The organism is Proteus vulgaris (assembly GCF_023100685.1).
Classification (GTDB): Bacteria; Pseudomonadota; Gammaproteobacteria; order Enterobacterales; family Enterobacteriaceae; genus Proteus.
The window spans coordinates 3019724-3035514 of the sequence record NZ_CP090064.1; the positions used below are offsets into that span (position 1 = coordinate 3019724).

12 protein-coding genes and 1 tRNA gene are annotated in these 15791 nt (G+C 37.8%); 3 read left to right on the forward strand and 10 right to left on the reverse strand.

Annotated features, from left to right (window positions below):
* Positions 1 to 7: 7 nt before the first annotated feature.
* The 7 genes from LW139_RS14590 to xerD form a co-directional block, all read right to left on the reverse strand.
* A complete protein-coding gene (locus LW139_RS14590; RefSeq protein WP_247850128.1) occupies positions 8 to 2272 on the reverse strand; it encodes a TonB-dependent receptor domain-containing protein in 2265 nt (754 codons plus the stop codon).
* A 355-nt stretch (positions 2273 to 2627) separates the two neighbouring features.
* Positions 2628 to 2701, reverse strand: a tRNA-Gly gene (locus LW139_RS14595).
* A 164-nt stretch (positions 2702 to 2865) separates the two neighbouring features.
* Positions 2866 to 4380 carry a lysine--tRNA ligase gene (lysS, locus tag LW139_RS14600; protein WP_166540851.1) on the reverse strand — a complete coding sequence of 505 codons (1515 nt, stop codon included), beginning with the start codon at positions 4378 to 4380 and terminating at the stop codon, positions 2866 to 2868.
* A gap of 8 nt (positions 4381 to 4388) precedes the next feature.
* A protein-coding gene (gene prfB, locus LW139_RS14605; protein WP_247850129.1) for a peptide chain release factor 2 occupies positions 4389 to 5487 on the reverse strand; the annotation gives its coding sequence in 2 pieces (ribosomal slippage) (positions 4389 to 5411 and positions 5413 to 5487; 1098 coding nt in all).
* Between the two features lie 171 nt (positions 5488 to 5658).
* Positions 5659 to 7392, reverse strand: a complete 1734-nt coding sequence (gene recJ, locus LW139_RS14610) for a single-stranded-DNA-specific exonuclease RecJ (RefSeq protein WP_247850130.1) — start codon at positions 7390 to 7392, stop codon at positions 5659 to 5661.
* Between the two features lie 9 nt (positions 7393 to 7401).
* Positions 7402 to 8109, reverse strand: coding sequence for a bifunctional protein-disulfide isomerase/oxidoreductase DsbC (gene dsbC / locus LW139_RS14615; protein ID WP_072069225.1), 708 nt, complete (start codon positions 8107 to 8109; stop codon positions 7402 to 7404).
* Between the two features lie 33 nt (positions 8110 to 8142).
* Entirely contained in the window at positions 8143 to 9081 is a 939-nt protein-coding gene (xerD, locus tag LW139_RS14620) for a site-specific tyrosine recombinase XerD (protein ID WP_166540855.1), read from the reverse strand.
* 108 nt (positions 9082 to 9189) lie between these two features.
* On the opposite strand from xerD, the gene fldB reads away from it, so the two are divergent.
* Positions 9190 to 9708, forward strand: a complete 519-nt coding sequence (gene fldB, locus LW139_RS14625) for a flavodoxin FldB (RefSeq protein ID WP_247850131.1) — start codon at positions 9190 to 9192, stop codon at positions 9706 to 9708.
* A gap of 16 nt (positions 9709 to 9724) precedes the next feature.
* Here fldB and LW139_RS14630 read toward each other — a convergent pair whose 3' ends face one another.
* Together LW139_RS14630 and sdhE are read right to left on the reverse strand one after the other, a co-directional pair.
* Complete coding sequence (locus LW139_RS14630) at positions 9725 to 10132, reverse strand: protein YgfX (protein ID WP_109407423.1); 408 nt, start codon at positions 10130 to 10132, stop codon at positions 9725 to 9727.
* Between the two features lie 466 nt (positions 10133 to 10598).
* On the reverse strand, positions 10599 to 10874 hold the full coding sequence (gene sdhE, locus LW139_RS14635; RefSeq protein ID WP_036938885.1) for an FAD assembly factor SdhE: 276 nt from the start codon (positions 10872 to 10874) through the stop codon (positions 10599 to 10601).
* A gap of 264 nt (positions 10875 to 11138) precedes the next feature.
* Between sdhE and ygfZ the strand changes: the two genes are divergently transcribed.
* Positions 11139 to 12125 carry a tRNA-modifying protein YgfZ gene (gene ygfZ, locus LW139_RS14640; RefSeq protein ID WP_109407424.1) on the forward strand — a complete coding sequence of 329 codons (987 nt, stop codon included), beginning with the start codon at positions 11139 to 11141 and terminating at the stop codon, positions 12123 to 12125.
* A gap of 27 nt (positions 12126 to 12152) precedes the next feature.
* Complete coding sequence (locus LW139_RS14645; protein ID WP_109407425.1) at positions 12153 to 12755, forward strand: HD domain-containing protein; 603 nt, start codon at positions 12153 to 12155, stop codon at positions 12753 to 12755.
* A gap of 67 nt (positions 12756 to 12822) precedes the next feature.
* On the opposite strand, the gene gcvP is transcribed toward LW139_RS14645, so the two are convergent.
* Positions 12823 to 15699, reverse strand: coding sequence for an aminomethyl-transferring glycine dehydrogenase (gene gcvP, locus LW139_RS14650; RefSeq protein ID WP_166540856.1), 2877 nt, complete (start codon positions 15697 to 15699; stop codon positions 12823 to 12825).
* Between the last annotated feature and the right edge of the window lie 92 nt (positions 15700 to 15791).

The following is a 15791-nucleotide window of genomic DNA, read 5'->3' on the forward strand; positions in this document are numbered from 1 at the left end:
TTAATAGTTAGAAAGTGGTTTCTATCCCAAATCTAACAGTACGTCCTGGAATTGGCATATAAATAACCGTACCAGGATCAAATGTATAACGATCCGTTAAGTTATCAATATTAAATGTGAAGTTGATGTTTTTTCTTAATGCGTACTTACCAAAAAGATCGACAGTCGTTGATGAGTATAATTTCTGAACAGGAGCAGCCGCCGTTCCAACTAACCATTTTTGAGGATAATCTTTTCCTGAATTATAACGAACCCTAACACCTGTTTGTAATTTTTGATCAAACATTTTGATACCCGCAATTCCGGAGAAAATTTTCTCTGGTGGTATTCTTGATGGCGATAATCCCCATGCAAAGCCAACAGAATTACAGGCTGATTCAAGACGACCTAATTCCATTTCAGCTTTTGAACATAAATTAGCTTTATTATAGAAAGTCGCATCAACGGAACCGAAAAGATAATTTGAATCATATTTTAATTCAACTTCATAACCTGATAATTTAAATTTATCGTAATTCTTAGTAATAACGTAAGACTCAGGATAATATCCACCATTTGGATTTACCCCTTGAGAAAGATAATTCTTAATATCATTGTTGAAATAAGCAATACGTAATGACGTATTATCTTCATCAAAAATAAGATTATCTTTATCTAAATGGATACCGACTTCGAAAGATCGTGCATTTTCAGGTTTAATCGGATACTTAGGGTTATAAGAATATGTTTGATCTGATACAGAGCTTTCAAATAAACTTGGTTCTCTATAAGTATCTGAATATTTACTATAAAGATCTAAGTCTGGTGTCACATGGAAACGGATCTCACCAAAGAAATCATTTTTAGGCCCATATGTTGTTGTTTTTCCAGCGATATGATCTTCAACTTTAAATGAATGAATACGCCAACCGCCCAATGTATCAATCCATTCACCTTTATAAGCAATATTGGTAAACAATGAGCTCGTTATCCCTTTTGCATTCCGATTTGCAGGAGGAAGCTCTTTACCTGGCGTTGTACCCTCAGGACTCCAATTAGATTCATATCTTTTGGTTAATGGTTTTGTCGTTTGGGTCATATACTCAATACCATAAGTGATATCTATTGGCTGATTCGCAAACTGAGATGTATTTTCTATATTAAAACCAATACGTTCATCATTGTATTTATGTTTATATTGATTTCCATTATGAGCAGTAACATCATCCGTTAAGCCATTTCTTTGATTAAATCTCCCTTTTGTCCACCAAACACCGACATTCATATCCACTAGAATCGATTCTGGTTTATAAGAGTAATTTACAGATGTTGTATCTATTTTGGCGCTACCGAGTGTCCATTGAGACATTTTTCCATCATATTGATACCAATAAGCGGCAAGAACTTCACCCGCCTTTTGTTCATGGTGACGATAATTAATTTCTAGGCTGGAATCAGCATTAAAATAGATATTGGATTTCAATAAAGTTGACTGGCTTTCATAACTGGTATTAACGACTTCCTGACCTGGTTTAATCGGCGCATCCGTCTGTTTATATTTATCATACCCATGTTTACCCGCAATAAAGTTACCTTGCGTACGGTCACTATAAGCGATTAAAAAGTCGAATTTATCATTTCTATATGCCACACCAGCAGTATAAGAACCATTATTAAAATGGGTACTTTTTAAATCTGTTGATGGCTGATAACTACCTTCATTTTCTTCACTCGAACTCACTGTTGGTCGCACATTATTATTATAGAGACTGCCTTTAAACAGAAAGCCGACTTGATCCCCTTGAGGGATAATGCTATTTGCTGAAATCGTTTTTAACTTAACGGTTCCGCCTATCGCTCCCCCAGAGAATTTACTCATGGAAGCGCCTTTTTCTATTTCAATAGAATCAATTAAGTCTGAATCAATATATGTTCGGTCTGCACTTCCTTGATAACCTCGCCAAGTATTGGTTGATTGTAGACTTCCATCAATAATGATAGGAACACGGCCATTTCCTTGTAATCCGCGAATACCAATATCAAGTGCCCCAGCTTCATTTCTAGAGTTATTGCTTTGAAGCGATGTTTCATTAGCAAAGATATCTGAATTAGTCGTTCCTCTTATCGTACTAATGTCTTTTGTATTAATATGCTTAATATCTGTTTTAGTTTTATTTGCGGTAACAACAAGTTTGTCTTCTTGATTTGCTGGCGTATTTTGGCTGGCTAAAGATGACGTTGATATGCATAAAATAACCAAGGTTATTATATTTTTCTTTGCTTGAAATATCATTTAAGTAATGCCTTTCACTTATCAACTATCAATCGTTTTATATCATCAAGTAATTTGATGAATGTTAAAAACCCATCTGTCATTTATCTAATAAATTTGAATAACTATTAGCTTTTTGAACAATGAATGAAAACAAAATAACTATATTATTTATAGGGTTATATTCCTTTAATGGCTTATTTTGGGAATAGAAATATACTCCAATGATAATAATTATCAATATAATAATAACTATTATTATCATCTAGTTAACATTTAGATTTTTATTCTGAACATTTGGCTTATTGGTTTGATAAAATAAATGAAAATAGGATTTGAATAGTGAGTATTGAGATGATATTGAGGGAAGATAAGTTGGAGCGGGCGAAGGGAATCGAACCCTCGTATAGAGCTTGGGAAGCTCTCGTTCTACCATTGAACTACGCCCGCAGTTGGTTTTTCCAATTATACGCTCACCTAATCGAACAGCAATCCCCTTCTTATTTAAGTGATTATTTAATCATCATGAAAAATATAAACTATTAATAATAAACATAAAAAAGCCACCTATTGGTGGCTTTAAATTAATTATTATTCTAATTAAGAAGTAACAATTATTTATTAGGACGCATTGCCGGGAATAAAATGACATCACGGATAGTATGACTATCAGTAAATAACATTACCATACGGTCAATACCAATACCTAAACCTGCTGTTGGCGGTAATCCATGTTCTAATGCCGTAATATAGTCATGGTCAAAGAACATAGCTTCTGCATCACCGGCTTCTTTTTGACGAACTTGATCTTCAAAACGTTCAGCTTGGTCTTGTGCATCATTAAGTTCTGAGAAACCATTACCAATTTCACGACCACCAATAAAGAATTCGAAGCGGTCAGTGATAAATGGATTATCGTCGTTACGACGAGCTAATGGTGAAACTTCTGCCGGGTATTCAATGATAAAAGTTGGTTGAATTAAGTGGCTTTCTGCAACTTCTTCAAAAATTTCACACTGAACACGGCCTAAGCCCCAGCTTTTCTCAATCTTAATACCAATAGATTGGGCAATAGCAACTGCTTTATCCATATCATCAAGATCAGCCATTACAGTTTCTGGACGATATTTGCAGATAGCTTCTTTCATGGTTAATTTGGCAAATGGCTTGCCAAAATCAAACTCTTGGTCGCCGTATTTCACTAACGAAGAACCCAGTACATTTTCAGTTAATGTACGGAATAATTCTTCCGTTAATTCAATTAAGTCACGGTAATCTGCATACGCCATATAGAGTTCCATCATAGTGAACTCTGGGTTATGACGCGGTGATACACCTTCATTACGGAAGTTACGGTTGATTTCGAATACGCGATCAAAACCACCGACAACTAAACGTTTTAAATATAACTCAGGTGCAATACGCAGATACATATCAATATCTAACGCATTATGGTGAGTAATAAACGGACGCGCACTTGCTCCACCAGGAATGGTTTGCATCATCGGTGTTTCAACTTCCATAAAGCCTTTGTTCACCATAAATTGACGAATACCCGCCATAACTTGTGAACGAATTTGGAAAGTTTTACGTGATCCGTCGTTAGAGATCAGATCTAAATAACGCTGACGATAACGCATTTCTTGGTCAGCTAAACCGTGGAATTTATCTGGTAACGGGCGCAGTGCTTTAGTTAATAAACGCACTTCTGTACAGTGAACACTTAATTCACCTGTTTTCGTTTTAAAAACACGACCACGAGCACCTAAGATATCGCCAAGATCCCATTTTTTAAATTGCTCGTTGTAGATGCCTTCTGGCAAATCATCACGAGAAACATAAAGCTGAATGCGACCACCCATGTCTTGCAATGTAGCGAAAGATGCCTTGCCCATAATACGGCGAGTCATCATACGACCTGCAATAGCAACTTCCACATTCGCTGCTTCTAACTCTTCTGCACTCATTGCATCATACTTTTGATGTAATTCGTCAGACAGTGCATCTCTGCGGAAATCATTTGGGAATGCGTTACCATTATCACGTAAAGCGGATAATTTTTCGCGGCGTGTTTGCAGTTCGTTATTTAAATCAGGTGCCTGCTCCGCACCTTGTTGCTGTTGCGACATGTTTTTCCTCACAGGCCCGCTTTTAAGCTAGCTTCAATAAATTTATCAAGATCACCGTCTAACACTGCTTGTGTATTACGCGTTTCCACACCAGTGCGTAAATCTTTAATGCGTGAATCATCAAGAACATAAGAACGAATTTGACTACCCCAGCCAATATCGGACTTGTTATCTTCCATTACTTGCTTGTCTGCATTTTTCTTCTGCATTTCTAGCTCGTATAACTTCGCTTTCATCTGCTTCATTGCCTGATCTTTGTTCTTATGCTGAGAGCGATCGTTTTGGCATTGAGTGACAAGACCTGTAGGAACGTGGGTTATACGTACCGCAGATTCTGTTTTGTTAACGTGCTGTCCACCCGCACCTGAAGCACGATAAACGTCAATACGTAAATCAGCTGGATTGATTTCAATATCAATATTGTCATCAACTTCAGGGTAAATAAAGGCTGAGCTAAATGAGGTATGGCGGCGACCACCTGAATCAAATGGGCTTTTACGAACTAAGCGGTGAACACCTGTTTCTGTACGTAACCAACCATAAGCGTACTCACCAATAATTTTGATAGTCGCTGATTTTAATCCTGCAACATCACCGTCAGATTCTTCAATAATTTCAGTTTTAAAGCCTCTTGATTCAGCCCAACGTAAGTACATGCGCATCAGCATACTTGCCCAATCTTGCGCTTCTGTACCCCCAGAGCCGGCTTGTAAATCAAGGTAGCAAGCCGCACTGTCATATTCACCTGAGAACATGCGACGGAATTCTAATTGCTCAAGCTTTTTATTTAACACACCTAATTCAGCAATAGCTTCGTTAAATGTTTCTTCGTCATCAGCTTCAACCGCTAATTCAAGTAAACCAGAAACGTCTTCTAGTCCTTGGTCTAATTGGTCGATAGTTTCTACAATAGCCTCAAGAGATGAACGCTCTTTTCCCAATGCTTGCGCCCTTTCTGGCTCATTCCACACATCAGGTTGTTCTAATTCAGCGTTAACTTCTTCTAAACGCTCTTTCTTGGCATCATAGTCAAAGATACCCCCTGAGAACATTTGTTCTTTCAGAGACTTCTTCAATTTGGTGTTTTACTGGGTTGATTTCAAACATGCTTTTTCGTCTTTATGTTGTTTTCAAAAACAATTGGAATAAATTTTGAACCGCATATTGTAACGGATATATCCACGGGTTTATAGCATTTATATACAATTGTCTACTCAATAGTTGTTGCCATAACAACGTTTTACTTTATATCACAATAAATTGCTTAAATTATTCGTATTAACAAGGCCAAATGTGCTCAACAAGCAGTTGCGCATTTCTTTGCCCTCTAAATTCATTCACATCTAATCGATAAGCTAATTCAACGGTTTTAATACTGTTATCAGGCCAAATATTGATATCAACATTAAATGCAATAGCATCAATCATCAGATGACTATTTACAGGCTGAAGCATCATTTTTAAATGCTTACTACCGACAATACGTTGTTGCAACAACGTAAATTTGCCGTCAAATAATGGCTCAGGGAAAGCTTGCCCCCATGGGCCTGCTTCTCTTAGCATTTCAGCGATAGGTAGCGATAATTGATTTTCCGTTAGTTCACCATCAGATAAAATAACACCTTGCAACTGCTCGTCAGAAACCAATTCAGACATTAAAGACGAAAAATGACGCTGAAATAGCGGGAATTTATCTTCTTCAAGTGAAAGCCCAGCAGCCATTGCATGTCCACCAAACTTCAGCATCAAACCTGGGTTTAAAGTATTTAATCGTTCTAACGCATCCCTGAGATGTACACCACTGATTGAACGACCAGAACCTTTTAATAGACCGTCACCGCTAGGTGCAAAAGCAATAACAGGACGATGTAGTTTTTCTTTAATGCGAGACGCTAAAATACCCACAACACCTTGATGCCATTCTGGATGATAAATTGCTAAACCATTCGGCAAGACATGTTGAGTGCCCATAAATTGACGGAAAATAGTGGAGGCTTCTTCTTGCATACCCGCTTCAATTTCACGGCGAGTTTGATTTAAACCATCAAGTTCATTAGCAATTTCACGGGCAGAACCAATATTATCCGTTAAAAGTAGAGCAACACCGACAGACATGTCATCAAGACGCCCTGCAGCATTTAAGCGTGGCCCTAAAGAAAAACCTAAGTCACTGCTTACCAGCTGAGATAGCTCTTTACGAGAAACCTCAGTAAGTGCTTTTATCCCTACACAACAGCGACCAGCTCGAATACGACGTAACCCCTCATAAACAAAAATACGGTTATTTTCATCAAGAGGAACAACATCCGCCACAGTTCCTAATGCAACTAAATCGAGAAAATCAGCCATATTAGGACGAGCTAAATTGTGTTGCTCAAACCAGCCTAATTTTTCTAATTCAGCTCGCAATGCCGTCATTAAATAGAAAGTAACACCAACGCCAGCTAATGATTTAGATAAGAAATCGCAATCAGCCAAATTAGGGTTAATAATCGCATCAGCAGCAGGCAATGTTTGCCCCGGCAAATGGTGGTCTGTTACTAGGACTCGAATACCGTATTCATGGGCAGTCTCCACACCTTCAAAAGATGAAATACCATTATCAACTGTGATAATGAGATCAACCCCTTTTTTTGCAACATCATGAACAACTTGAGGGCTTAAGCCATAACCATCATCAAAGCGATTAGGAATATGATAGCTTACTTGCTTAAATCCCATTTGGCGTAATGCTTTGATAGCCAATGCTGTACTGGTTGCACCATCGGCATCAAAATCACCAACAATCACGATACGAGATTGCTGTTTTAAAGCCTCAATGAGCAATGAAAGTGCCGTTTCAATTCCTGTTAATGCTTGGTAATGAAGTAAGCCTTTTAACGATCGTTCTAGTTGAACTTCGGATGTTATTCCACGATTAGCATAAATCTGTCGTAATAAAGGATCTAAATTATTTGGCAATTGAGTTGCCTGCGCAATTCGACGACGTAGTGTCGGTTCAATAGTGACCATAAAACGTGATTACTTCTCTTTTTTATCTAATAATTCAATAAGGTTTTGAGCAGAAATATATCCACCATAAATACTCGCATTAGGTAACACAATAGCAGGCGTACCTTGAATTCCCATCATGGTGCCTAATTTAAAATGTTCATTAATATTGATTTTTTTACATTCATCAATGGGAATAATTTTGTCACCTTTAAATGCACTGTCTAACGATTTATTAGGGAAACCGCTACACCACACAGCATTCATTTCTTTACTCACAATATTATTGCCAACACCATTACGAGGAAATGCTAAATAGCGTACCGTTATTCCCTGTTTATTCAGTTCAGGTACTTCTTGGTGAAGTTTTTGACAGTAAGGACAACTAATATCAGTAAAAATGGTGATCACATGGCGTTCATTACGCGCTTTATAAACGATCATTTCATTTTTAAGTGAATCTACTTTTTTCATAATAACTTGATTGGCAATACTAACAGGCTCACCGCTGCTGATATTATAAATAGGGCCTGCTGTTAGGTATTTACCATCGTCAGTAATGTAAAAAATACCTTTATCGGATAACACTGCATTTAATCCAACAATCGGAGTTGGTTGAATGCTTTCTGCTTTAATTTGCATTTTAGCCAGTTGCGCTTCAATAGAAGCATTGTCAGCAAGCACAGGCATTGACACCATGCTTAATAGTATTGGCAACCAGAGTAATTTCTTTTTCATTTAAATTCCTATTTAATGCCAGCGTGTTGGTGGCTATCCCCTTGGATGATGTTGCTGATGAAGCACTTTCAAGCGCTCTGTTGCAACATGGGTATAAATCTGTGTTGTAGAGAGGTCACTGTGCCCCAATAACATCTGTACAACACGCAAGTCTGCTCCATGATTTAAAAGATGTGTTGCAAATGCATGGCGCAACACATGGGGTGATAACTTTTCAGTATCAATTCCAGCAATCACAGCATAATGTTTTATCCGATGCCAGAAAGTTTGTCGTGTCATTTTCTGCCCTCTTAGGCTAGGAAAAACAATATCGTCTGTTTTTCCTTGCATTAAAGTGGGTCTTCCATATTGCAGATATTGCTCTAACCAGTAAATAGCCTCTTCCCCTAAAGGGACTAATCTTTCTTTATCGCCCTTACCGATCACTCTTAATACACCTTGCCGTAAGCTGATATCAGAAAGAGATAATCCCACTAATTCAGACACACGAAGCCCACAGGCATAAAGCACTTCAAGCATTGCTTTATCACGTAATTCTAATGGCTCATCAATACAAGGCGCATTGAGTAAATCATCCACTTGCCGTTCACTTAAATCTTTAGGTAAGCGTTTCGGCAATTTTGGGGTTGAGAGCAATGCACTAGGATCATCTAAACGTAATTTTTCACGATAAAGATATTGAAATAATCGACGCATTGTACTGAGCAAACGAGCAGCACTACTGGCTTTATAGCCTTCATCAAGACGCGTTGCGAGAAAGGATTGTAAATCCAAGGTGGTCACAGATAACCAATCCAATTGATGATGTATAAGCCATTGACCTAATGCTTGTAAATCTAAACGATAAGAACTGAGTGTATTGGCTGATAATCCTTGCTCTAACCAAATATTGTCGAGAAATTGCTCAATGATAATATCTGTATCTTCATGAGTCTGCGTTGTTTTTTTTGTCGATAATTTGGTTTGTGGCACAGTCTTACTCTCCTGCTCTTTAGTTTATTGCCTTTACATTATGCCTTATAAAACTTTTTTTCTGATACAATAGTGACCTTTATTGGCAAAAATATCCTAAAAATCTTTATGAAAATTGGTCTATTTTACGGTTCTAGCACCTGTTACACCGAAATGGCAGCAGAAAAAATTCGTGATATTCTCGGTGAAGAGTTCGTTGATCTTCATAATGTTCAAGAGTGTGATATCACGCTTATGGAGCAATATGACATTCTTATTTTAGGTATTCCCACTTGGGATTTTGGCGAGATCCAAGAAGATTGGCTCAATATTTGGGAAACATTGCCAACATTAAATTTAAAAAACAAACTTATTGCAATGTATGGAATGGGCGACCAAATCGATTACAGCGAATGGTTTCTTGATGCACTAGGTATGCTTTACCATCATTTATTGCCAAGTGGCGTTAAATTTATTGGGTTCTGGCCTGTTGATGGATATGAGTTTGTCAGCCCAAAACCGTTGTCAGATAATGGTAAGTATTTTGTTGGTCTTGCATTAGATGACGTTAATCAATTTGAAGAAACTGATGAACGTTTATCACAATGGTGTATGCAAATTTTACGTGAAATAGAAGAAAATCTATAAATATAATGCCCAGAGATTAAATATCTGGGTATTGCATTAATAATTGCGAAAAATTACGCCATTCATTTTCAGTCATACTATCAAAAGCGACCCATAACGTGATTTGTTTTTTATTCAAAATAGAGGTCAGTGTTATTCGAGTACCAAATCGACTAATCCAAGGGCGCTTTGTTATTTGCCACTCATGAAGTTTCCATTGCACTCTATTGCCATTCAGTAAAGCAAAATCGCCTTTGATTCGACTAATGTTTTTTTGCGTAAAATACCAGCTTCCAATCAAAAATAGTAATAAAGGCACCCAAATATAAATAAAATCAGGAGGCCATGGATATAGCAATAAGCCTATTTCGAAAGCAACATAAATTGCCGTTGAAAAGAGTTGTGTAAACCATGACACTGTAAGATGCGATTTCCATAAGATCACGAGTTATATTAACTCCTGCTTTAGTTCTATACCGATATAAATAGCGTTAAAGAATAACCTATTTATAATGTAACTTCTTTTTTAACCTTGTAAATAGTTTACCTTATATTTTAGATTTAATTTTTTATTATTTTTGACTTTTTTATACTTAATCAAAAAAACACAATTTAATAATAAGTACGTAATTTTTATTCTTTTTTAATTACTGTTTTAATAAAATGAGCATACCTGATTGACTAAATATTCAGAAGATAATCGTGAAAAAAAATCATTTAAACGGTAATTTATAGAGATAACACGCATTTTTATCGTAAACTTGTTCTTTATTTCATCACATTTTAGAACATGACTAATATTATTTTTTATATAAAAATAAAAAAACGCCTTTATTGGATAATAAAAGCGCCATTTATAATCAACAAAAAATTATTATTTAGCCTATCGCTGATTTTATACGTTTTTTTTATTAATATTTATCAACGATCTCTGCCATTCTCGCCCTATTACGCTCTTGGATTAACTTCACCATATAATAGAGCGATTCATCGTCAGGACGACCATGGTTCATTAACCAGTTAAATAAATCAGGATCTGCACATTCGAGTAAACGAACAAAAAGCGCTTTATCGTTATCAGATAACGTATCGTACTCATTTTCGAAAAAAGGCATGATAGAAATATCCAGCTCGCGCATTCCACGGCGACATGCCCAGTTAATTCGTGCTTTATTCTCTATATCGATAGTCATACTCTGCTCTTTACATTGTTCAAATCAAGAAATACTACGATTTCTTCCTGCTTCCGATGATAGTCTTATCACGAAATTTTTAACATCAAAATGATCACAGTTTGCAGGTTTCGTCTCATAGACACCATATTGAACACACATTTATTGATTATTTGTCAGGTTCATTTTCTGTGCGTTATAAATAATAATGACTTGCATTGTCTTGTGACTCTTTTACCATAACTGATGTATCTGATTAATTTAATCGCTGGTGACATCATGACTCAAAATTCGACTCAGGCTAAACGCCCTCATGCGGCAATCAATTTACCGTTAACACTGATTTCTTTAGATGAATGGTCACTGATAACAGCAACCGGTGCTGACAGTGAAAAATATCTACAAGGCCAATTAACTACCGATATTACAGCACTTCCTGCAACCACGCATACACTATCAGCACACTGTGAAGCAAAAGGAAAAATGTGGAGTACATTACGCTTTTTCCATATGCAAGACGGCTTTGCTTATATTTTGCGTAAAAATGTCGCACAAAAACAACTGACTGAATTAAAGAAATACGCAGTATTTTCAAAAATAACCTTAGCAGAAAATACACAAGCCGTATTATTAGGATTAGCAGGACAAGGCGCAGCTCAGGCTTTAGCTGACTATTTTCCTAATATTCCTCGCAAAGCGAACGAAGTCGTTAATCACGACAATACTTATATTCTTCAACTGCCTTTACCTACTGAACGTTTCTTAATTGTCACGGACGAAGAAACAGCAAAAAATCTAGCCACGACATTAAAAGCGCAAACAAGTGATAGTGAGCAATGGTTAGCTTTAGATATTGAAGCTGGATACCCTATTATTGATACCCCTAATATCGAACAGTTTTTACCTCAAGCAACAAACCTACAAGCATTGCCACTGAGCATTTGCTTTAAAAAAGGTTGTTATACAGGGCAAGAAATGGTCTCTCGTGCAAAATTCAGAGGTGCCAATAAACGTGCTATGTATCTATTATCTGGTGGTAGTACTGAGTTACCAGAAATTGGCGGTAGTATTGAGTGGCAATTGGGTGAAGATAAATGGCGTAAAACGGGCACTGTATTAAGTGCTGTACGTATGGCTGACAATACTATTCTTGCAGAAGTTATTATGAATAACGACATGGAAGCTGACAGCGTATTTCGTGTCCAAGGCGATAACATCAGTCGCTTATCCATTAAACCTCTTCCTTACTCTTTAGAAGAAGAGTAACACTTATTTAAATCAGAATGGATTTTTATGACACAACAAACTAATGGGGCTTTTGGCCCCTTTTCAGAAACTATTAATTTCATTATGGAATTAGATAAACTTAAACGTGTTTATCGTAAAAATAATGTATTAGACAATAGCCGTTCTGAAAATACGGCAGAACATAGCTGGCATTTTGCGGTTGCTGCAATGAGTTTCCAACCTTATGCGGGCGATATAGATATGGGCCGTGCTATTCAATTAGCTTTAGTCCACGATATCGTTGAAATCGACGCTGGTGACGTTATGGTGTATGACGTTGCTGCTCGTGAAGCCATCAAAGAACACGAGCAAAAAGCGGCAAGACGCATTTTTGCTTTATTACCTTCTCCACAAAGTGAATATTTCCTCAATTTATGGCTGGAATATGATGCGGCTGAAACACCTGAATCTCAGTTTGCTAATATTCTTGATCGTGCCATGCCAATGCTGATGAACTTACATAATGAAGGTCAAAGTTGGGTAGAAAATAATATCCGCTTAGAACAAGTATTAGCGCGCAATCTGTTTATTGAAAAACAGTGGCCAGAGTTTTGGCAATATCTCTACCCTCAATTATTAGAGGCGCAGAAAAAAGGCTGGTTAAAATAACAACAAAAAATACCGATGGCTAACTTAACCATCGGTATTTTATTTAGGAATATTGTTAGATTAAAGCTTATTCGTAATCACTAATTGGCGCACATGAACAATGTAAATGGCGGTCGCCATACACATCATCAAGACGTTTAACCGCAGGCCAATATTTGCTTTGTTTCGTTGCTTCACTTGGGAATACAGCACATTCTCGGCTATAACTGTGTGGCCACTCTTGCACTAATTCATATTGTGTATGAGGTGCATTAACTAATGGATTGTCATCAATTGGCCATACACCTTTATCTACCTGTGCAATTTCAGCACGAATAGAAAGCAGAGCTTCAATAAAGCGGTCAATTTCTACTTTACTTTCTGATTCTGTCGGCTCAATCATCAATGTACCCGCAACAGGGAATGACATGGTTGGAGCGTGGAATCCGTAGTCAATTAAACGCTTAGCCACATCCATTTCACTGATACCGTAATTCGCTTTTAATGGACGAATATCGATAATACATTCATGTGCGACATAACCATCAGCACCAGCATAAAGAATGTCATAGTCATTTTTCAGACGTTGCGCGATATAGTTCGCATTTAAGATTGCCACTTGGCTTGCTTGTTTAAGCCCTTGTGACCCCATCATACGAATATACATCCAACTAATTGGTAATATTGAAGCGCTACCGAACTGGGCCGCAGAAACGGCACCTTGTGTAGTGACATTCTCCATTTCAACAACAGAATGTCCTGGTACAAATGGCGCTAAGTGTGATTTCACACCAATAGGCCCCATACCTGGACCGCCGCCGCCATGAGGGATACAGAAGGTTTTATGTAAGTTTAAATGAGAAACATCAGAGCCAATAAAGCCTGGTGTAGTTATCCCTACTTGCGCATTCATATTGGCACCATCAAGATAAACTTGTCCGCCATATTGATGAATGATCTCGCAAACTTCACGAATACCTTCTTCGTAAACACCATGTGTTGATGGATATGTCACCATCACACAAGAGAGTTCAGCTTGATGTTTTTCTGCTTTGGCTTTTAAGTCTGCAATATCAATGTTGCCATTGTCATCACAACCAACAACCACCACAGTCATGCCTGCCATATGGGCAGACGCAGGGTTAGTACCGTGTGCAGAGCTTGGAATTAAACAAATATGACGTACATTTTCACCACGACTTTGGTGATAACGGCGGATTGCTAATAGACCCGCATATTCCCCTTGTGCCCCAGAGTTTGGTTGCATACACATTGCATCATAACCGGTTAATGCAGCAAGCCAATTAGCCAATTGCCCAATCATCACCTGATAGCCTTTCGCTTGATAGGCTGGGCAAAATGGATGTAGCTCTGTAAATTCAGGCCATGTAATTGGGATCATTTCAGCAGCTGCATTTAGTTTCATCGTACATGAACCTAATGGGATCATGGCTTGATTTAAAGCTAAGTCTTTATTTTCTAAACGATGCATATAACGCATCATTTCAGTTTCACTGTGATAATGATGAAAATTTTCATGTGTTAACACAGTGTCTTTACGTTGCATAGACACGGGAATAGATGCTGAAGATAAAGCGACTTGTTTATCAAGTGCATCAATATCACCCACCAATGCTTTACCACTGATGATCTCAATAAGCTTTGATACATCTTCACGAGTTGTAATCTCACTTAATGTGACACCAACGGCACCCACAATATCAGTACGCAAGTTAATTTCAGCGTCTTTTGCACGTTGTAATACAGCGGCTTTGTCTGCTGTTTCAACTGTTAAGGTATCAAACCAAGTTTGGTGGCGTAAGACCATACCATTTTGCTGTAAACCGGCAGCCAAAATATCTGTTAAACGATGAATACGTTGAGCGATGGTTCTTAACCCTTCTGGCCCATGATAAACCGCATACATAGCAGCAATGTTGGCAAGTAAAACTTGAGATGTACAGATATTGGAGTTGGCTTTTTCACGACGAATATGCTGTTCTCGAGTTTGCATTGCCATGCGTAATGCACGATTACCCGCGGCATCACGAGACACTCCGATGATACGACCTGGCATTGCTCGCTTATATTCATCACGACAAGCAAAGAATGCCGCATGAGGGCCACCATATCCCATAGGTACACCAAAACGTTGTGCTGAACCTAATACGATATCAGCGCCTTGATGACCCGGTGCTGTTAATACCACCAGCGCCATTAAATCGGCAGCAACACTAGTAATGATTTTACGTTCTTTCAGTTCAGCCAATAACTTACTGTAATCATGAACTTCACCCGTTGTGCCAACTTGTTGTAATAGCACACCAAAAACACCTTCAAGCTCTAATACCTTTTCCGCTTTATCAACAACAACCTCAAAACCAAAGGTATCTGCCCGTGTTTTTACCACATCTAGGGTTTGGGGATGAATATCATCAGCGACAAAGAAACGATCTGCATTTTTTTGTTTGCTTACACGTTTTGCCATCGCCATTGCTTCAGCGGCAGCCGTTGCTTCATCAAGTAACGACGCAGAAGCAAGATCCATTCCCGTATAATCAATAGTGACTTGTTGGAAATTCAGCAGCGACTCAAGACGACCTTGAGACACTTCTGGCTGATACGGTGTATAAGCAGTATACCAGCCCGGATTTTCTAATAAATTACGCAAAATCACTGGAGGTAATACAGAAGGCGCATAACCCATACCAATATAAGAAGTAAATCGCTTATTTTGGCTGGCGATGGCTTTAAGTTCAGCCAAGGCTTCTTGCTCTGTTGCTCCAGCTCCCACATTTGGTGGAGTATCTAGTTGGATATTATCTGGAACAATTTTTTGGGTTAATTCATTTAATGAGGAGACGCCAACAGCACTGAGCATCTCTTTAATCTGTTCTGGTGATGAACCAATATGGCGACGAATAAATTCATCACGATACTCTAACTGATTTAAAGTCTGTGTCATTGCAAGTAATTTCCTGAATTCACGATGAATGGATAGGTAATAGCCATGGCTTAAAGAACGTAGTGATAGCTATAAATAACAAGCTAATAAAT